An 18,387-nucleotide genomic window follows, 5' to 3' on the forward strand; every position below is an offset into this window, starting at 1 on the left:
TTTAGAATTTATAAGAAAAATTGGCACTGATAGTTCTTGGTCTTTGCGGATTGATCGTAGACCATCCTGTATAGTATTCTTTGTTGGTTATATTGTCTAATTTTAAGGATAAAATATATTTTTCTGTGCTGTAAAATACAGAAGAATTGATTACAGTATATGAAGGAAGGGTGAATGTTCCTGCAAGATTTCTATTCATGATATAGTTTTCACTGGCATAATTTCCTCCAAAACCAAGACCAAAACCATTCAGAGTGCCTGTGCTAAATTTATAACTTGCCCATAAATTAAACAGATTTCTCGGTCCCGCATTTTCCGGTCTTCTGCCGAGGAAATCAGTTGCATCAGATTTGGTTAGTCTGCTGTCATTATAGCTATATCCTGCAATAATATTTAAACCTTCGATAGGACTAGTAGTAATTTCTGCTTCAAAGCCTTTACTGGTGCTTTTTCCATCTTGCACAAAATAATAATTATTGGCATCTGTGTCAATTCGTATTGTTTTATCAGAAACTTTAATGTCATAGTAGCTGAAAGTTGCAGCTAGTTTATTGTTCAGTAAGTTGAGTTTGATACCGGTTTCAAATTGGTTTGCCTGTTCCGGTTTAAAAGTTTTAATGGATGGCGCGCCATTCGTGCGTATTTCAGAAGGAGCCACATTTGTAAAGCCATTCATGTAGTTGGCAAAAAGAGAAACTTTATCGAGTATAGGTTGGTAGATCAAGCCGAATTTTGGAGAAACAGCTGTTTGATTATAGTCATCACTTTTTGTAGTAATATCTCCATCATTAATGAAACGGTCTATACGCACACTCATCATAGCGGATAAAGCTGGTGTGAAATTTAAAACATCAGAAATATAAGCACTATATACTTCTTCTTTGGTTTTGATATTGCTTGTTGGGGCATTTGCCAGTAATGTGTTTGCGGCAGGAAGAGACAGATTACCACTGTCATAAACATTTGCAGGGATATATTTTGTAGGGTCTGTGATTCCGAAAACAGTTTCGTTTACATTTTGTAAACTTGCATTACCAATATATATTGAGCCATTAGGTACATAACCGCTACCATTGTTGGTTGTAGTTCTGTTGAAGTAATCCACACCAGCTACAACGCGGTTTCTCATGCTTCCGATCTTAAAATCTCCAATAAAATTTTGTTGAATATCAGTTGTTAAAGTGTTGGTGTTCTGACGATTCATATAACGCGTAAAAACGACTCCTTCTGTTAGGTTTTTATAACTATCAGAATTAGTGCTTTCATATAAATAGGTGTAAATGCCTCTTGATTTAGATGAACTTCTTGAAATAACGGTTTGTGAAGTCCATTCTTTTGACAATTTATAATTCATCTGACCCTGGAGGTTAAAGGTAGGTGTTTCTAGAGCAAGATCGTTACTAGTATAGGAACGTTTGTTGTTATAACTCAGTTGACCAATAGTGTTGACTCTCAGTTTGGAACTACGATCTAAAAACAGCATGGTGGGATTTGTACTTTCTGCATTCATGATCTCTGTATTAATAAGGAAAGATAATTGATCATTTACTTCATAGGATAAGGAAGGGGCTATAAAAAAGGATTTTTTAAAGCCGGCATCCTGAAAACTGTCTTCTGAGTGATAAGCAGTATTCACTCTGAAATTAATAGTGTTTTCTTTGTTCAGAGAAGTATTAACGTCAGCGGTTACTCGGTTTAATCCGTAACTTCCTGTTATGTAGGATAATTCACCGCCAAATCCCCGATAAGGTCTTTTTGTCGTTATATTAATCAGTCCTCCGTAAGAGATTAGACTACTTCCAAATAAAGTTCCGGAAGGTCCTTTGATTACTTCTATTCTTTCAATATTTGCAGGGTCTAATCCTCCGTTGGTTAATCCCGGAAGACCATTAATCATTGTGGGCTGTACCGCAAATCCTCTTAGAGAAAAATAGCCTGCTCCATCGCTACCACGTCCGGTCGATTCCCATAATTTCACAAGTCCCGGAGCATTTTTTAAAGCATCATCGATATTGGTAACGATTTGTTCTTTTAGAAGATCACTTGTGATAGTGGTATAAACTTGTGCGTTTTCAATATTTTTAAGAGGCATTTTTGAGACTTGTGTGCTTTCTGGTCGAATATATTTACTATGTTGGTTATGAATAATTATTTCTTCAAGTTGTTCCAGTTCTTCTGTTAAAGTAAAATTGATACTAAGAATTTCACTATCAGTAATAATTATTTTTTTTTCCTGTGTGACAAATCCAATTCCGGATGCTTTCAGAGTGTAGTTTCCGGCTTTTAAATTCTTAAATTGATAAATACCGAAATTATTTGTTGTGGTTAATTTGTTTTGGTTTTTTAATTTTATTGTGATGTTTTCTATAGGATTTCCGTTTGCAGATTTCACTTTTCCTGTGATTTCTGAGTTTTCCTGTGCCCATAGATTAATGTTGCTAAATAGTAGCATAGGGGTAACTACCATTAGTATTAGATACTTTTTCATGTTTGGGATTTTTAGATTTTTAGCAAAAGTATTACAAGGGAATTTCACACACAAGTTATTTTTAATTATTCTAAATAAAATTAAAAAGATTATTAAATTATTAAAAATGGAGATCCGGTTCTTTTTGTAGTTTGTAAAATGGGACTATTGGCGTATTTTAGCCGAAATTTTATTTTTATGCATTCAATTGATCAGTATCAGGAATTATTTTCTTCCTATTTAGAGTCTCTTTCTCTTCACAAAGAACCTAAAAATCTATATGACCCGATTCGTTATATTTTATCTTTGGGGGGTAAACGTATTCGCCCTGTATTGACTCTGATGGCAGCGGAAGTGTTTAATTCAGATTATAAAAAAGCATTGTCTGCAGCTATGGCAGTTGAGGTTTTTCATAATTTTTCATTAGTACATGATGATATAATGGATGCAGCTCCTTTGAGGAGAGGAAATGAAACGGTTCATGAAAAATGGAATACCAATACTGGAATTCTTGCTGGAGATGCGATGTTGATAATAGCGTATCAGTATTTTGAACAATATCAACCGAGTGTTTTTCTGCAACTAGCAAAATTGTTTAGTAAAACAGCTCTTGAAGTTTGTGAAGGACAGCAATGGGATATTGATTTTGAGAGCCGTGATAATGTTACTATTCCGGAATATATTAAGATGATCGAATATAAAACAGCCGTTTTAGTGGGGGCAGCTATGCAGATGGGGGCTATTGTTGCGGAAACGTCTAAAGAGAATGGTCAGCTGATCTATGATTTCGGGTTGAATTTAGGAATTGCTTTTCAGTTGCAAGATGATTATTTAGATGCTTTTGGTAATCCGGAAACTTTTGGAAAACAGATAGGAGGAGATATTATTGAAAATAAAAAAACGTATCTGTATCTGATCGCCTTACAGAATGCGGATAAGGAAGATAGAACACAGTTAATGCATTTGTATTCCATTCAGCCAAGCGATAATACAGATAAAATTAACTCAATAAAAGAACTTTTTAATACTACAGGGGCTTCAGATGCCACACAAAAAACGATTCAGGAATATACTTTTAAAGCTTTTGATACTTTAGAGAAAATGGACATTGAAAAGGATAAAAAAGAATTATTAAGAACTTTTGGTAAAAACTTAATGAGCAGAGATGTATAGAACATATGTAGCTCCGTTAACAACAGATTTGTTGCTAACGGAGGCGGAACAGGAAAATTTGTATGAGAAACTGATTGAGCAGATCAATAAGGACTTTGGTCTTGCCAATGAATCTGTAGATTTTCCACAGACGATAACTCCGTTGGAGTTAAAGATCCAGATTCATGAAAAAATATATCAGCTAATACAGTATAAGTTTGCTGAATATTTAAACCTGCTTTATATTATTGATGTTTCGGAAGAACAGGTTAAAAGTCTGGATGGTTCAGATCTTCTTGAGCTTTCTGAACAGGTTAGTTTTCTTGTCTTAAAAAGGGAGTGGCAGAAAGTTTGGTTTAGAAATAAACTCTGATAAAAGGCATTATAGCGTCATCATAAACATTCTTTTTATTGTCATGTAACACATTGTATTTTGCACCAACGGTTACATTCTGAGTTCTGAAACCGGCTCCTAAGAATAATGCTGTTGTCCAGAAATTATCTGTTACCTGACTAAAACCGGGTATACGTTCATAATCTACATTGACATTTAATTGTTCTAATTCAGCAGAAAGCTGGATTTCATTTATAGGGTTTACAAGTAATATGGCACTTCCTCCATATATATAGGAGGTGTATTCATTTTTTTGGCTTACATAACTTCCTTGAAGACCTAATCCTACTGAAAAAATTTGATCAATATCATAAATTGCACTTGGAGATATTGTACCACTAAAGTACCCTGAATTGAATCCCAGACCTAGTCCTCCTCCAAATCTCACTTTTTGCCAAAAATCAGTTTGTTCTTGTGCAATTCCATTATTTGTTGACAATAAAATAAACATGGCAACAAAAAATTTTGTTAAAAAATTAAAAAGACTTGATTTCATGATTGGTTTTATAAATAAATTGTGATATAAATGTATGAAAAACATTAATAGATTATGACAATTATTGTACTTTTGTAAAAAATTATTTAACAAAATCGGTCAGTAGACAGTATTTATGGATAGGTTTTCATTTTTAAACGCGGCACATACTGCATTTTTTGCAGATTTATATGATCAATATTTAGAAAATCCGGACAGCGTAGAGCCAAGCTGGAGAAGTTTTTTTCAAGGCTTTGACTTTGGTAGCGCTAGTTACGGAGAAGAAGGGTCGATAGCTCAGTATGCATCTGGAGATGTAGATGTAAGTAAGATTTCTGAGAAACTGCAGAAAGAATTTAATGTCCTGAATTTAATTGAAGGTTATCGTACTAGAGGGCACTTGTTTACAAAAACAAACCCTGTTCGAGAGAGAAGGATATTTGCACCACCCTTAAAATTAGAGAATTTTGGATTGACAGATGCAGATTTAAATACTGTTTTTGATGCTGCCAAAGTTATTAATTTACAACCCACAACTTTACAGAATATAGTAAACCATTTACGTACGGTATACTGTCAGCATATCGGGGTAGAATATATGTATATTCGGGATCCGGAAGTAAGAACCTGGATTCAGAAAAGACTAGGAGTAAATCAGAATCTTCCCTCTTTTTCAAATGAACAGAAAAAAAATATTCTTTCTAAACTGAATGAGGCTGTTTCTTTTGAAAGTTTTCTACATACAAAATATGTAGGTCAGAAACGATTTTCATTAGAAGGAGGAGAGTCTATCATTCCGGGACTTGATGCACTGATTGAATCAGCAGCTGAAAAAGGAGTCGAGCAATTTGTGATGGGAATGGCACATAGGGGGCGTCTGAATGTATTAGCAAATATCTTTGGAAAATCGACTCAGGATATTTTCTCTGAATTTGATGGTAAAGATTATGATGATGATGTTCTTTTTGATGGTGACGTAAAATATCACTTAGGATTAACTTCTGAAAGAAAAACAAGCTCTGGTAAAAGTATTAATATCAACTTAGCACCAAACCCTTCACACCTTGAAACGGTAGGTCCTGTTGTAGAAGGTATTACAAGAGCAAAACAAGATAAACATTTTGCTGACGATTTCTCAAAAGTATTACCGATCATTGTTCATGGTGATGCTGCAATTTCCGGACAGGGAGTTGTATATGAAGTAGTTCAGATGGCACAGTTGGACGGATATAAAACAGGTGGTACAATCCATTTGGTTATTAATAATCAGGTAGGTTTTACAACAAACTATCTTGATGGACGTTCTTCTACATATTGTACAGATGTAGCTAAAGTTACTTTATCTCCGGTATTACATGTAAATGCAGATGATACGGAAGCTGTTGTTCATGCAATGCTATTTGCTTTAGATTACAGAATGCAGTTTGGAAGTGATGTTTTTGTTGATTTGTTAGGATATAGAAAATATGGTCATAATGAAGGTGATGAGCCTCGTTTTACACAACCGAAATTATATAAAATTATTGCAAAACATGAGAACCCAAGAGATCTTTATGCTAATAAATTATTAGCAGAAGGTATTATTGATAATCAGTATGTAAAGCAATTAGAACAAAAATATAAAGCAGGTCTAGAAGAAAATCTGGAAGCTTCACGTAAAAAAGATCTTACTATAATTACTCCTTTCATGCAGAATGAATGGGAAGGATTTGTTCAGGTTGATGATGTTGAAATGCTTCAGAAAGTAGATACTACTTTCCCTAAAGATAAATTAACAGATATTGCCAACGTAATTACGCAATTACCGTCAGATAAAAAGTTCATTAATAAAATAGTGAAACTGATTAATGATCGTAAGAATATGTTCTTTGAAACAGATAAGTTAGACTGGGCTATGGCTGAATTATTAGCTTATGGCTCTTTATTAACAGAAGGGTATGATGTTAGAATGTCAGGTCAGGATGTAGAAAGAGGAACATTCTCTCATCGTCATGCTGTAATTAAAGTGGAGGATTCTGAAGAAGAAGTAATTCTTTTACAACATCTGAAAGATCAGAAAGGAAAATTCAATATCTTCAACTCTTTATTGTCTGAATACGGAGTAGTAGGATTTGATTACGGTTATGCTTTAGCGAATCCGAAAACATTAACGATTTGGGAAGCACAGTTTGGAGATTTCAGTAATGGAGCGCAAATTATGATTGACCAGTATATTTCTGCGGCAGAAGATAAATGGAATAATCAAAACGGTTTGGTAATGTTATTACCTCACGGTTATGAAGGACAGGGAGCAGAACATTCTTCTGCAAGAATGGAAAGATACTTACAAATGTGTGCAAGTCACAATATGTATGTGGCAGACTGTACTACGCCTGCTAACTTCTTTCACTTATTGAGAAGACAGATGAAAACAACGTTTAGAAAACCTCTGATCGTGTTTACTCCAAAAAGTTTATTACGTCATCCGTTAGTGGTTTCTTCTGTTGAAGAATTTGCAAATGGAAGTTTTCAGGAAACAATAGATGATACTACAGTAGATAAAAAGGATGTTAAATCGTTAGTATTCTGTACTGGTAAATTCTATTATGACCTGTTAGCCGAAAGAGAGAACCTAGGAAGAAAAGATGTTGCTCTGGTAAGAATAGAACAATTGTTCCCTCTTCCAGTAGAGCAATTAAAAGCTATTATAGCTCAATATCCAAATGCAAAAGATTATGTTTGGGCACAGGAAGAACCTAGAAATATGGGAGCTTATAGTTATATGCTGATGAACTTTACTGAAGTGAAATTTAGGGTAGCATCATTAAAAGCATATAGTGCTCCTGCAGCAGGAAGTAGTACCCGTGCTAAAAAACGTCATGCGGTAGCAATTGCAATGGTCTTTGATAAGAATTTATTCAATTAATATTGTATTTTTGGTAATCATATAAATAAACAACACATCATTAAAATTATATACGGATGATCTTAGAAATGAAAGTCCCTTCACCAGGGGAATCAATTACCGAAGTTGAAATTGCAACTTGGTTAGTAAAAGACGGAGATTATGTTGAAAAAGACCAGGCAATTGCTGAGGTTGATTCAGATAAAGCAACATTAGAATTGCCAGCTGAAGCTAGTGGTGTAATTACACTAAAAGCAGAAGAAGGTGATGCCGTTGCTGTAGGTCAGGTAGTTTGTTTGATTGATACAGATGCAGCAAAACCTAGCGGAAGTGCTAGTGCTCCTGGTGCAGAAGCTACTAAAAAAGAAGAAGTTAAGAAAACAGAAGCTCCAAAAGCAGCTCCTGCTCCTGTAGTTGAGAAAACATACGCTTCAGGAACACCTTCTCCTGCAGCGAAAAAGATATTAGATGAGAAAAACATCAATCCGGCTGAAATTTCAGGAACCGGTAAAGGTGGAAGAGTAACAAAAGATGATGCTGTAAATGCAGTACCGTCAATGGGAACACCAACAGGTGGTAACCGTGGTTCTGAGCGTACAAAATTATCTATGTTACGCAGAAAAGTAGCAGAGCGTTTAGTAGCTGCTAAAAATGAAACAGCGATGTTGACTACCTTTAATGAGGTAAATATGACGCCTATCAATCTTTTGCGTAATGAATATAAAGAGGCTTTCAAAGCAAAACATGGTGGTCTTGGTTTAGGTTACATGTCTTTCTTTACAAAAGCAGTAACAAGAGCATTACAATTGTATCCGGATGTAAATTCAATGATTGACGGAGATTATAAGATAGCTTATGATTTTTGTGATATATCAGTTGCCGTTTCAGGACCAAAAGGATTAATGGTTCCTGTTGTTCGTAATGCTGAAAATCTTACTTTCCGTGGTGTTGAAGCTGAAATTAAACGTCTTGCAATTCGTGCACGTGACGGGCAGATCACAGTTGATGATATGACAGGAGGAACATTTACGATTTCTAATGGGGGTGTTTTTGGAAGTATGTTATCTACTCCGATTATTAACCCTCCGCAATCTGGTATTCTTGGAATGCACAATATTATTGAGCGTCCGATTGCTGTAAACGGAAAAGTAGAAATTCACCCGATGATGTATGTTGCGTTATCATATGACCACAGAATCATCGATGGACGTGAATCAGTTGGTTTCTTAGTAGCGATTAAAGAAGCTCTGGAGAACCCTGCAGAATTATTAATGGATAATAACCCTAAAAAAGCTTTAGAGCTTTAATATAGGGGATTTATATAGATAAAAAAGCGGTTCAACAATAAGTCGAATCGCTTTTTTATTGTTCTTTTAAATAAAGATAACAATCTGAATAATCAATGATGGCTTTTCCTTTTAAAAGAGTGTCTGCACCAATAATGCCATGAACAGGTTTTGCTTTATACTGTTCCAGAGCGAGATTAACATGGGAGAGGTCAAAAATCACTAAGGAAAACTTTTTATCTGTCCAGTGACCCAATTTCAGAATATTGTTTTCGGATAATTTTGTTTCCATTCCGGTGGCTCCTGCTCCTGCAGCTTTCGTTTTAGAATGATTTGCGGTCAGCAGAAAATAATCTATACTTTCAAAACTTACACAACTATTAGAAGCTCCGGTGTCTAAAATGAAATCTCCCTGAATTCCGTTAATTTTGGCTTTAACAAGTAAATGTTGTGTTTTAGATACTTTGAATTTTATTTTTTTATATTTTTTCCCCTTTAGGAATTGCTGTAAGTCTTTCATATGTTTTTGATAGAGTAACAAATTTAAACTATTTTTTTAGTCTAAAGTTATTTTAACTGCTAAGACCGCAAAGGTTATAATAGTTGATAGTTTTTAATTGATAGTTGATAGTTTGTGTATCGCTGAGAACTGAGACTGAAAACTGTTTACTAATCATCACGTTAAGACTTTTGACTAAGTTACTGGAAACTGAATATTTTGAACTGAATACTTTTTACATTTTACAAATAACATTTTGCAAAACTACCAACTACTATTCTAAACTTTGTAACTTTGTTTTTTGAAATTGATATACATGATAATTACAGATACACATACCCATCTTTATAGTGAAGAATTTGATCAGGACAGAGCTGAAATGATGCAGCGGGCAATGAATAACGGCGTGACTCGTTTTTTTGTTCCTGCGATTGATTCAAAAGCTGTTCCGTCAATGTATGATCTGGAACAGCAATATCCTGATAATGTATTTTTAATGAGCGGACTACATCCCACTTATGTAAAAGAGAATTATTTGGAAGAACTGGCTTATGTTAAACAACAGCTAACAGAACGAAAATTTGTTGCTATAGGAGAAATAGGAATTGATTTGTATTGGGATAAAACATATTTAAAAGAGCAGCAGATAGCTTTTAAAATACAAATTCAGTTGGCAAAACAATATCAGTTGCCAATTGTAATTCACTGTCGTGAAGCATTTGATGAGATATTTGAAGTTCTGGAATCTGAAAAAGGGGAAGATTTGTTTGGGATCTTTCATTGTTTTTCCGGAAACTACGAGCAGGCTTTACAAGCTATTTCATACAATATGAAACTGGGAATTGGAGGAGTAGTTACCTTTAAAAACGGAAAAATAGATCAGTTTTTAAATCAGATTGATATAAAACATATTGTTCTTGAAACAGATTCGCCTTATCTTGCACCAGTACCTTTTAGAGGAAAGCGCAATGAAAGCAGTTATATTGTAAACGTTGTTGATAAACTGGCGGAAATATATGCCGTTTCGGCAACAGAAATAGCAGAAATAACAACTGAGAATTCTAAAATGATTTTTTTGGTTTAACAAATAATGAACATTGATTTCAATAAATTTTTGTTCATTTGTACTTTTAAAATAAAAATATATATTTAAATGTCAAAATTTGATCATATTAGGCCATTTTATGATAGTGAAGTAAATGAGGCGATTTGTGGAGTTGCTCATAATCCTATGATGAAAGCATTGATGAGTTTTGCTTTTCCTGATGTTGAAGAGGCAATCTGGTTAGAGCAATTGAAGAAAACACATTCCATTCGTGATTTTCAGGTGAACTTTATTTATGATTCTATGCTAAAGATTCTGGAAAAAAGTTCAGATGGATTAACTACTTCCGGGTTTGAAAAACTAGATAACCACACTCCTTATCTTTTTGTGTCAAATCACAGAGATATTATATTAGATACTTCTTTGCTGAATGTTTGTTTATATGAGCATGGATTAATCATGACTGCATCAGCAATTGGAGATAATCTGGTAAAAAAATCATTTTTATATACTTTATCAAAGCTGAACAGAAATTTTCTGGTACAGAGAGGTTTGTCTCCTAGAGAATTACTTCAGAGTTCAAAACTAATGTCTGAATATATTTATCAGTTACTTTCAAAAGAGAATCGTTCTGTTTGGATTGCTCAGAGAGAAGGAAGAACAAAAGATGGTAATGATGCTACACATCCGGGTGTTTTGAAAATGCTTGCAATGGCTTCGGATGAAGAAAACCTGATGCATTATTTTAAGAAATTAAAGATCGTTCCGGTTTCTATTTCCTATGAGTATGATCCTACAGATGCTTTAAAGATGCCACAGTTACTAGCAGAAGCAAAAGATTTGACCTATATTAAAGATAAAAATGAAGATTTTGTTACTTTATTAAGTGGAATAATGGGACAGAAAAAACGTATCCATATTCATGTGGGAGATGTTTTGGATCAGGAATTGGATGAGATAGCAGGTGAGTTTGATAACTCGAATAAACAGATTCAGGCATTAGCACAAACAATTGACAGAGCTGTTTTGTCGAATTACAGATTGTGGCCAACGAATTATATCGCACTTGATCTTTTAAATAAAACGGATGAATATGCTTCTTTTTATACCGAGAAAGAGAAAATGTTATTTGAGAGAAGAATGGATAAAAGAATAGATAAAAATGACGGAGTCAGCTATAAGGGTTTTCTTTCTATGTATGCTAATCCGGTTCTGAATAAATTAAAATTTGAAGATGCAATCTAGAGCAAAGATATTGCTGATCTATACAGGAGGCACTATCGGTATGATCAAAGATTTTGATACAGGGGCTTTAAAAGCATTTAATTTTAAGAAACTTTTACAGAGAATTCCGGAATTAAAACAACTGGATTGTGATATAGAGACTTTCTCTTTTGAAGTGCCTATAGATTCTTCTAATATGAATCCGGAAGAGTGGGTTAATATTGCTACAGTTATTGAGGAAAAATATGATCAGTTTGACGGGTTTGTACTTTTACATGGTTCAGACACCATGTCTTACAGTGCTTCTGCGTTGAGTTTTATGTTGGAAAACTTATCAAAACCGGTAATTTTTACAGGTTCACAGTTACCGATTGGTGATCTGAGAACAGATGCCAAAGAAAATCTGATCACAGCAATACAAATTGCTTCTTTACAGGAAAAAGGACAGCCGGTCGTTCAGGAAGTCTGTCTTTATTTTGAATATAAATTGTACAGAGGAAACAGAACTACCAAGATTAATGCGGAACATTTCAATGCTTTTAATTCACTGAATTATCCTGCATTAGCTGAATCCGGTGTGCATCTGAAAGTAGAAAAAGAGCTGTTACTGCTAAAGGTAGGTAAGAAAGAATTTAAAGTAAATAAAGTATTAGATAATAATGTTGTAATCATTAAAATCTTTCCGGGGATTAATGAAGCGGTACTATCTGCTGTTTTATCTATTCCTACTTTAAAAGGAGTTGTTTTAGAGACGTACGGATCCGGAAATGCACCAACAGATGAATGGTTTGTAGAACTGCTTAAAAACGCAGTAAAAAGAGGTCTTCCGATTGTTAATGTTACCCAGTGTTCAGGAGGTAGCGTTAATATGGGGCAGTATGAAACCAGTACGATGCTAAAAGAGATAGGAATTATTTCAGGAAAAGATTGTACTACGGAAGCTGCCATTACAAAACTAATGTATTTATTAGGTCAGAAAGTAGCGCCAAAAGTGTTTAAAACTGTTTTTGAAACTTCGATAAGAGGGGAACTGACATAAAATTCTATTTTAATTTTTTTAATACTATTTTTTTTGTTTCTTTGCAACCTTAATAAAATAAGGAGAGTTGTCCGAGTGGTTTAAGGAGCACGCCTGGAAAGTGTGTATAGGTCAAAAGCTTATCGAGGGTTCGAATCCCTCACTCTCCGCTGAGAGGGACTTCATTATGAAGTCCCTCTTTTTTGTATAGTAAGTGTTAGAGTATCCCATTAGCAATTTGCCAATTTAGCTCTGTTATTAAATATTCATACACCGCCTTTATGTAATTATGTTCAGCAGTAATTAAAGATTTTTCTGTATCCAGTAAGTCACTGTATTGAAAAGCACCAATTGTAATCTGTTTGTTTTGATTGTCATATATCTTTAAGGAAAGTTCATAATTGCTTTTTGTGATCCGTGTATTATCCCAGGCATTTTCAAACTCGGTACGAGTAGTTAAAATTTCATTTTTTATATTTGCTTCTATCTGCTTTTCCTGTAATTCATTTTGTGTGATTTTAAGCTTATTTTCTTTTATGTTTACATGGTTTGTAAAGAGAGAAGATAAAGGCATGTTTAGGTTTATACTAACATAACTGAAAGGAGTCCACCAATCTCCTTTTGAATAATTATAATTGTCATACAAAAATTGTTGGGAGTAGTTACCAATAAGGGTTACAGTTGGTATGCTATTCTGTTTGGCTTTTCTTAAGGACAATTTGTCAAATTCTTGTTGTAATTTCAATTGTTTTATTTCTGTTCTGTTTTTTCCGTCTCCCTGAAAAAATATGGCTTCTGCATTGTTAAAATCCAGTGAATCTGTAAGTTTAATAACAGTAGTAATAGGAATATTCATCTCATGTTTTAGAGAACTGAAAGCAAGTTCCATATTTTGCATCGCTGTTTTAGTTTGTACCTTTTTATTTTCTAAATCAAGTTTTACTCGTAAATAGTCATTTTCAATCAATTGTCCATGTTGGTATTTACCTTCAGCAATAGCATGATAAGAATTATAACGTAATTCTTCATTTTTGGAAAATTGATGTTCCAGTTTTTTCAGTAAAACATTTAGATATGCTCTGCTGATTTGTTCTTTTATTTTGATTTCATCGGCGTATTTTTTCTCGTTCTGTAATTTTTTTTCATTTTTGGCTAATTTGATGTCATTGTAAGTAGCCGGATCAATCAGTCTTTGATTTAAATTAAGTCCCACTTTTGTAACATTTTTTGACTCAAAAGCGAATAAAGAAGGATCTGGATTATTATCAAAACCACCCGGAATATACATTGCTTCTAATTGTGAATTATAACGTACACTTCCATCCAGAGTTATTGTAGGCACCCATTTACTTTTAGCTTTTGCTATAGCATTATCTGCTAATAGTACATTATATTGAGAGGTTTGGATATCAAATCTGTTTTTCAGTCCTAATTCTATTGCTTGTTGTTTACTAATAACAATTGTAGTTTCTGTTTGTGCCTTTCCGGAAAGAGAAAACAGCAATAAAATAATAGGTAATATTTCCTTTTTCATTTGAATTAATATTTTAAAATTATTATAGTACAGATAGATCGTAATGAGGTTGTATTTATTATATATCTGTTATCTGTAAGTTATTTTCCTGATGTTGGTTGTTTACGTTTAATCATTAATACTATAGGAATACAACATACTACCAGAATAGAAAAAAGCATAAACCCTTGATTATAACTAATAATTGTCTGTTGTTGAATTAGCGCATTATCTAATATTGTATAGGCTGCTGCTTCTGCATTATTCGTTGCATATCCCACATCAAAAAGTTGTTTTGTTAGACCAGTTATTCTTTCTGAAACCAATGGGTTATATTCAGTAATATGACCGATTATATTTTTTCTTACAAAGGCATTTGTATTTGTAGTATAGATGCTTACTATGGCGACTCCAATTCCTGAACCTAATTGTCGAAACATTGTACTTAATCCTGTTGCCTGAGCAAGGTCTTTACCTCTTAAATCACCAACTGCAAGTGCTGTCATCTGAGGAATTATAACGGATGCTCCGATACTTCGAAGAACATAACCTAATAATAATGTATGTTGATTAGATTCCGGAGAGGATAATGATAACATAAATAAACCCGGAATGACAATTGCTATTCCTCCAAGCATCATCTCTTTTGGGCTTGCTGAAGGAAATAAAGTTTTACTATATTTCATGGCTAATGCTCCCGCTATACCTCCTATAATTAGAAACTCACCTGTTTGAGTAGCTGTCCAGCCTAATGAAATTTGCGCAAGTAATGGAAATATATATTGTGTTCCCATAAGCATCATGCTGATAATGAAACTTATAATGTTTCCAAAACCAAGACTAATATTCTGATATAATCTGATATTAACAGCAGGTTCTTCCACCGTTAGTTCTCGCCATGTAAATGCAATAAATGCACCGATTGAGGTAATTGTAAGAATCAGAATTTCCAGATTCTGAAACCAGTCTTTTATAGAGCCTTCTTCCAGAACATATACTAATGTGCTTAATGCAATTATTATAAAAAAAATACCTGACCAGTCTATTTTTTTTGGTTTTTTTGCGCCGATCAGATCTGGTACATATTTCCATGATAAATAGCTTGCTATAATGCCTATTGGGAAGTTAATAAAGAATACCCAGTGCCAGGAATAATGATCTGTGATATATCCTCCAAGGAAGGGTCCCATTATGGGTCCTAACATTAGGCCCATTGCAAAATAGGTAAATCCGGTTCTTGCTTCTTTTGGTGGGAAAGCGCCTATAACTATAGATCCGGCAGTTGAAAGTAGCCCTCCACCGGCAAGCCCTTGTATAAATCGCCACAATATGAGTCCCCACAGATTTGAAGAAAATCCACACATTAGAGATGCGATTGTAAATAGAACAACGGAACCTGTAAAATATCGTTTACGACCAAAAAGATTGGATAACATCCCGGATAAAGGAATGATAATAGCATTTGCTATACTATATGAGGTAGTTACCCAACTGATTTCTGTAATTGAGGCTCCTATATTTCCACTAATTTCCCTTAGCGATACCGTAACAATGGTAGAATCGATTAATTCCAGAACAGCACAGGCAATTGCAGTGGAAATAAGTATCCACTTCGTTATACCGGTTGGATAGATGGTTTCCTTTTCTGTGTTTTCAGACATATTACTGTGTTTTAACTTTTGCAACTACACTTAAACCGGGGAAAAGCACCTCTGTTTTGCTAGATTTAGTCTGTGTTTGATTTACTGCTATCCGTACAGGTAAACGTTGGACTATTTTAATAAAATTGCCAGTGGCGTTATCTGGTGGGATAATTGAAAACTTCGCTCCGGTTGCACCTCCCCACGAATCTACTATTCCTATGAGTTGTATATCGGGATAGGCATCAACTTCTATTATTACCTCCTGCCCAATCTGGATTTTATCCAGCTGTGTTTCTTTAAAGTTAGCGGTGATCCAGATATTCTCATTATTAATCAGTGCACCTAAAGCCTGACCAGCTGATACAAACTGTCCTTGCTGAATAGAACGTTTAGTGAAAATACCATTAAACGGAGCTATCACAAAAGCCCGACCCAGATGTTCCAGAGCCTGATTTAGTTCTGCTTCTCGTTGTTGTATTAAGGCCATACCTACGGTAATCTGGCTTTTTTCTGCTTTGGCCTGTGTTTTAAATCCTTCTGAACTGCTTAATGATGATTGTTGAACCTGAATTGCTTTGCTATATTCCGCCTCAGCGATTTGTAATTTATTCTGAGCGGCTTCAAGCTGTTCTTGTGTTGCGGCTTTAATAGTAAGTAATTCATTAATCCTGTTGTAGTCTTTCCATGCTTTAGTAAGATTCGATTGGGCGGCGGCAATGAGTTCTTTATTGGTGCTGGAAGTAAGTACAGATGCATTAGCATTTTCAATACTTGCTAATGCTCGTATATCTGAAACCTTTACTGTGGCTTTTGCATTCTCCAATGCTGCTTCTGCTTGTTTTACAGAAGCTAATAGTTCTTCTGTTTTAAAGAGGATAAGGGTATCACCTTTTTTTACCCATTGATTGTCTTTAACATATATAATTTCTACATAGCCTGTAATTCCTGCTCTTAATGAAAGCATATCTCCATCAATCTGAGCATTATCGGTGGTGGTGAAATTGCGGTTGGATAACCAATAATCAATACCAAAAATTATGGTAATAAGGGCTATCAGTCCGATAATAATATATCGAACAGGTTTTTTCTTTTTTACTTCTTTTTCCATATATCTGTTATACTTATTTAACAGTACAAAGTTCTGTCAGAAAGAAAGCATAAAGAATAGCCGGATTTATGGAAACGTTGGACTATTTTCGGGAAGATTTCCTGAATTGGATAGCTGACATCCCTGTAATATTGCTAAAGAGACGGGAAAAATAAGTGTGATCTTCGTATCCTAATGAATAAGCAACTTCTTTAATGGTAAGGTCTGTGTAATATAAAGTGCGTTTTGCTTCTGTAATAATTTGCTGGTGAATCCAGTAGCTGGTAGTAAAGCCACTTATTTGTTTTACCACTTCACTAAGATAAGCAGGAGTGATGTTAAGTATTTCTGCATAGGCTGATGGTCTTTTTATGGTTCTAAAAGAATCCGAAAGAAGGGTTTTAAACTGATGCATAATAATAGATGGTCTACCATTCAGTAATCCTTGTTGTTCTTCACGTTCATAATACGTTGATGCAAAAATGCCAATGCATGAGTCAATCATACCATGAATAATCTGCCTTGAAAAATGATTCTGTTTTAATTTATCATGAAGTCCTTCTAATAGTGACAGGCATTTATTTACCAGTTCTGCTTTATCTGTATTCAAAGGTATAGGGCTTCTTTTTAGTAAGAACGCATCAAAAGTAGGTTTGAATGCGTCATTTAATAAAGCTGCATCAAGAGAAATTACCCAGGTATAAGAATTACTGGCAGACACTGCATGATGTACTTGACCGGGTAGTATATAAAGAATATGGTTTGCTTTCAGAGTAATAGATTCAAAATCAATCATAATATTACATTCTCCTTTCTCCTGGAAAAAGAAGATATAGTGATCATCCCGATGTGCTGTTTTTTGATGTAAGCGAGTAGAATCAATATTGGATAGCTTTATTATCTTTAATCCTAAGTTATTCTTTTGTTGTAAAGAATGTATTGGTATGAAAGTTTTATTTCTGGGCATTTCTTTTTTATCTTTTTAACAAATATATTAATTCCGAAGAGATAGGAATGTGTTCTTGTTTATTATACTTTAAAGCTATCTTTCTAATTTAAAAGAGCAAGGTTTTCATAACCTTATTGTAATTAACAGACAAACTCCATATATAAATACATGCAAATTTGCCTGTTAATTTTCATTTTTTTAATTTAAGATAGAGATTATTTATGAGAACATCGGTTTGTATTTCCCCCAATTACAGATAATGATCCAAATGTTTATAATAAAAAGAGGTAATGCGATCATAAGACCGGATGGTTCAAAAACAATATTATGCGATATGATCCCTACCATTACTGGTAAAATAACAATTGCTCCTAAAGCTCTGGTTTTAGGGATGATAAACAAAAGGCCTCCAATAATTTCTATTGTACCGGTAAGAGGCATGAGCCAAGAGATTTTCATAAAAGCATCCATTAATTTTAGTTGCTCTTCGTTCATTTCAGGCATAGGCATATAGTGTAGAAACTTATTAAGCCCTGCGTTAATAAACATAAGTCCGAAAAGAAGACATACGATGAGTTTTACTGTTTTCATTTTTATTGGTTTTAATAGAGGTTACGTTACTGTGTATTTTTGATTATTAGTCTGTTTAAATAGTGTATTTGCTATATTGTTCTGAGAATTTATATTATAACTGATAATAAAGGTAAGAAAGATATTTTATATTTATAGATTATAATTACTTAAAAATGAG

Annotated in this window: 15 protein-coding genes and 1 tRNA gene; 8 read left to right on the plus strand and 8 right to left on the minus strand. The window is 34.1% G+C overall.

Annotation, left to right across the window (positions count from 1 at the left end):
* Position 1: 1 nt before the first annotated feature.
* The gene (locus tag AC4FQX_RS12725; RefSeq protein WP_491168086.1) at positions 2 to 2,488 is read right to left on the minus strand and encodes a TonB-dependent siderophore receptor; all 2,487 of its coding nucleotides are present in this window, start codon (positions 2,486 to 2,488) and stop codon (positions 2 to 4) included.
* A 177-nt stretch (positions 2,489 to 2,665) separates the two neighbouring features.
* Here AC4FQX_RS12725 and AC4FQX_RS12730 point away from each other — a divergent pair, with 177 nt between their 5' ends.
* Positions 2,666 to 3,640, plus strand: coding sequence for a polyprenyl synthetase family protein (locus AC4FQX_RS12730; RefSeq protein WP_491168087.1), 975 nt, complete (start codon positions 2,666 to 2,668; stop codon positions 3,638 to 3,640).
* Positions 3,633 to 3,992 (plus strand): hypothetical protein, encoded by a 360-nt coding sequence (locus AC4FQX_RS12735; RefSeq protein ID WP_491168088.1) that lies wholly within the window; start codon positions 3,633 to 3,635, stop codon positions 3,990 to 3,992. Before AC4FQX_RS12730 ends, AC4FQX_RS12735 begins: the two co-directional genes overlap by 8 nt.
* On the opposite strand, the gene AC4FQX_RS12740 is transcribed toward AC4FQX_RS12735, so the two are convergent.
* Complete coding sequence (locus AC4FQX_RS12740) at positions 3,976 to 4,464, minus strand: hypothetical protein (RefSeq protein ID WP_491168089.1); 489 nt, start codon at positions 4,462 to 4,464, stop codon at positions 3,976 to 3,978. The two genes, AC4FQX_RS12735 and AC4FQX_RS12740, sit on opposite strands and share 17 nt — an antisense overlap.
* 160 nt (positions 4,465 to 4,624) lie before the next feature.
* Here AC4FQX_RS12740 and AC4FQX_RS12745 point away from each other — a divergent pair, with 160 nt between their 5' ends.
* Together AC4FQX_RS12745 and odhB are read left to right on the plus strand one after the other, a co-directional pair.
* Positions 4,625 to 7,393, plus strand: coding sequence for a 2-oxoglutarate dehydrogenase E1 component (locus AC4FQX_RS12745; RefSeq protein WP_491168090.1), 2,769 nt, complete (start codon positions 4,625 to 4,627; stop codon positions 7,391 to 7,393).
* A gap of 56 nt (positions 7,394 to 7,449) precedes the next feature.
* Positions 7,450 to 8,679, plus strand: a complete 1,230-nt coding sequence (gene odhB, locus AC4FQX_RS12750; protein WP_491168091.1) for a 2-oxoglutarate dehydrogenase complex dihydrolipoyllysine-residue succinyltransferase — start codon at positions 7,450 to 7,452, stop codon at positions 8,677 to 8,679.
* A 55-nt stretch (positions 8,680 to 8,734) separates the two neighbouring features.
* Here odhB and AC4FQX_RS12755 read toward each other — a convergent pair whose 3' ends face one another.
* On the minus strand, positions 8,735 to 9,178 hold the full coding sequence (locus AC4FQX_RS12755; protein ID WP_491168092.1) for a retropepsin-like aspartic protease: 444 nt from the start codon (positions 9,176 to 9,178) through the stop codon (positions 8,735 to 8,737).
* Positions 9,179 to 9,473: 295 nt separating this feature from the next.
* Between AC4FQX_RS12755 and AC4FQX_RS12760 the strand changes: the two genes are divergently transcribed.
* From AC4FQX_RS12760 to AC4FQX_RS12775, 4 genes are all read left to right on the plus strand, one after another.
* Positions 9,474 to 10,241, plus strand: coding sequence for a TatD family hydrolase (locus AC4FQX_RS12760; protein ID WP_491168093.1), 768 nt, complete (start codon positions 9,474 to 9,476; stop codon positions 10,239 to 10,241).
* Between the two features lie 69 nt (positions 10,242 to 10,310).
* Entirely contained in the window at positions 10,311 to 11,447 is a 1,137-nt protein-coding gene (locus AC4FQX_RS12765) for a 1-acyl-sn-glycerol-3-phosphate acyltransferase (protein WP_491168094.1), read from the plus strand.
* Positions 11,437 to 12,465 carry an asparaginase gene (locus AC4FQX_RS12770; protein WP_491168095.1) on the plus strand — a complete coding sequence of 343 codons (1,029 nt, stop codon included), beginning with the start codon at positions 11,437 to 11,439 and terminating at the stop codon, positions 12,463 to 12,465. The genes AC4FQX_RS12765 and AC4FQX_RS12770 overlap by 11 nt, the downstream gene beginning before the upstream one ends.
* A gap of 61 nt (positions 12,466 to 12,526) precedes the next feature.
* Positions 12,527 to 12,614: transfer RNA gene (locus tag AC4FQX_RS12775), tRNA-Ser, on the plus strand.
* 47 nt (positions 12,615 to 12,661) lie between these two features.
* Here the strand turns inward: AC4FQX_RS12775 and AC4FQX_RS12780 are convergent.
* From AC4FQX_RS12780 to AC4FQX_RS12800, 5 genes are all read right to left on the minus strand, one after another.
* Entirely contained in the window at positions 12,662 to 13,978 is a 1,317-nt protein-coding gene (locus tag AC4FQX_RS12780) for a TolC family protein (RefSeq protein ID WP_491168096.1), read from the minus strand.
* An 80-nt stretch (positions 13,979 to 14,058) separates the two neighbouring features.
* Complete coding sequence (locus AC4FQX_RS12785; protein ID WP_491168097.1) at positions 14,059 to 15,618, minus strand: DHA2 family efflux MFS transporter permease subunit; 1,560 nt, start codon at positions 15,616 to 15,618, stop codon at positions 14,059 to 14,061.
* 1 nt (position 15,619) lies between these two features.
* A complete protein-coding gene (locus AC4FQX_RS12790; protein WP_491168098.1) occupies positions 15,620 to 16,708 on the minus strand; it encodes an HlyD family secretion protein in 1,089 nt (362 codons plus the stop codon).
* Positions 16,709 to 16,790: 82 nt separating this feature from the next.
* Positions 16,791 to 17,654 carry an AraC family transcriptional regulator gene (locus tag AC4FQX_RS12795; RefSeq protein ID WP_491168099.1) on the minus strand — a complete coding sequence of 288 codons (864 nt, stop codon included), beginning with the start codon at positions 17,652 to 17,654 and terminating at the stop codon, positions 16,791 to 16,793.
* Positions 17,655 to 17,855: 201 nt separating this feature from the next.
* Complete coding sequence (locus AC4FQX_RS12800; RefSeq protein ID WP_491168100.1) at positions 17,856 to 18,227, minus strand: DoxX family membrane protein; 372 nt, start codon at positions 18,225 to 18,227, stop codon at positions 17,856 to 17,858.
* Positions 18,228 to 18,387: the final 160 nt, after the last annotated feature.

The organism is Flavobacterium sp. AK-301 (genome assembly GCF_058310215.1).

Excerpts from the sequence above, each read along its gene's own strand:
- AC4FQX_RS12725 (WP_491168086.1), bottom strand. The coding sequence starts at position 2,488 with ATGAAAAAGTATCTAATACTAATGGTAGTTACCCCTATGCTACTATTT.
- odhB (WP_491168091.1), top strand. The coding sequence starts at position 7,450 with ATGATCTTAGAAATGAAAGTCCCTTCACCAGGGGAATCAATTACCGAA.
- AC4FQX_RS12760 (WP_491168093.1), top strand. The coding sequence starts at position 9,474 with ATGATAATTACAGATACACATACCCATCTTTATAGTGAAGAATTTGAT.
- AC4FQX_RS12795 (WP_491168099.1), bottom strand. The coding sequence starts at position 17,654 with ATGCCCAGAAATAAAACTTTCATACCAATACATTCTTTACAACAAAAG.
- AC4FQX_RS12755 (WP_491168092.1), bottom strand. The coding sequence starts at position 9,178 with ATGAAAGACTTACAGCAATTCCTAAAGGGGAAAAAATATAAAAAAATA.
- AC4FQX_RS12770 (WP_491168095.1), top strand. The coding sequence starts at position 11,437 with ATGCAATCTAGAGCAAAGATATTGCTGATCTATACAGGAGGCACTATC.
- AC4FQX_RS12790 (WP_491168098.1), bottom strand. The coding sequence starts at position 16,708 with ATGGAAAAAGAAGTAAAAAAGAAAAAACCTGTTCGATATATTATTATC.
- AC4FQX_RS12785 (WP_491168097.1), bottom strand. The coding sequence starts at position 15,618 with ATGTCTGAAAACACAGAAAAGGAAACCATCTATCCAACCGGTATAACG.
- AC4FQX_RS12800 (WP_491168100.1), bottom strand. The coding sequence starts at position 18,227 with ATGAAAACAGTAAAACTCATCGTATGTCTTCTTTTCGGACTTATGTTT.
- AC4FQX_RS12765 (WP_491168094.1), top strand. The coding sequence starts at position 10,311 with ATGTCAAAATTTGATCATATTAGGCCATTTTATGATAGTGAAGTAAAT.
- AC4FQX_RS12740 (WP_491168089.1), bottom strand. The coding sequence starts at position 4,464 with ATGTTTATTTTATTGTCAACAAATAATGGAATTGCACAAGAACAAACT.
- AC4FQX_RS12780 (WP_491168096.1), bottom strand. The coding sequence starts at position 13,978 with ATGAAAAAGGAAATATTACCTATTATTTTATTGCTGTTTTCTCTTTCC.
- AC4FQX_RS12730 (WP_491168087.1), top strand. The coding sequence starts at position 2,666 with ATGCATTCAATTGATCAGTATCAGGAATTATTTTCTTCCTATTTAGAG.
- AC4FQX_RS12735 (WP_491168088.1), top strand. The coding sequence starts at position 3,633 with ATGTATAGAACATATGTAGCTCCGTTAACAACAGATTTGTTGCTAACG.
- AC4FQX_RS12745 (WP_491168090.1), top strand. The coding sequence starts at position 4,625 with ATGGATAGGTTTTCATTTTTAAACGCGGCACATACTGCATTTTTTGCA.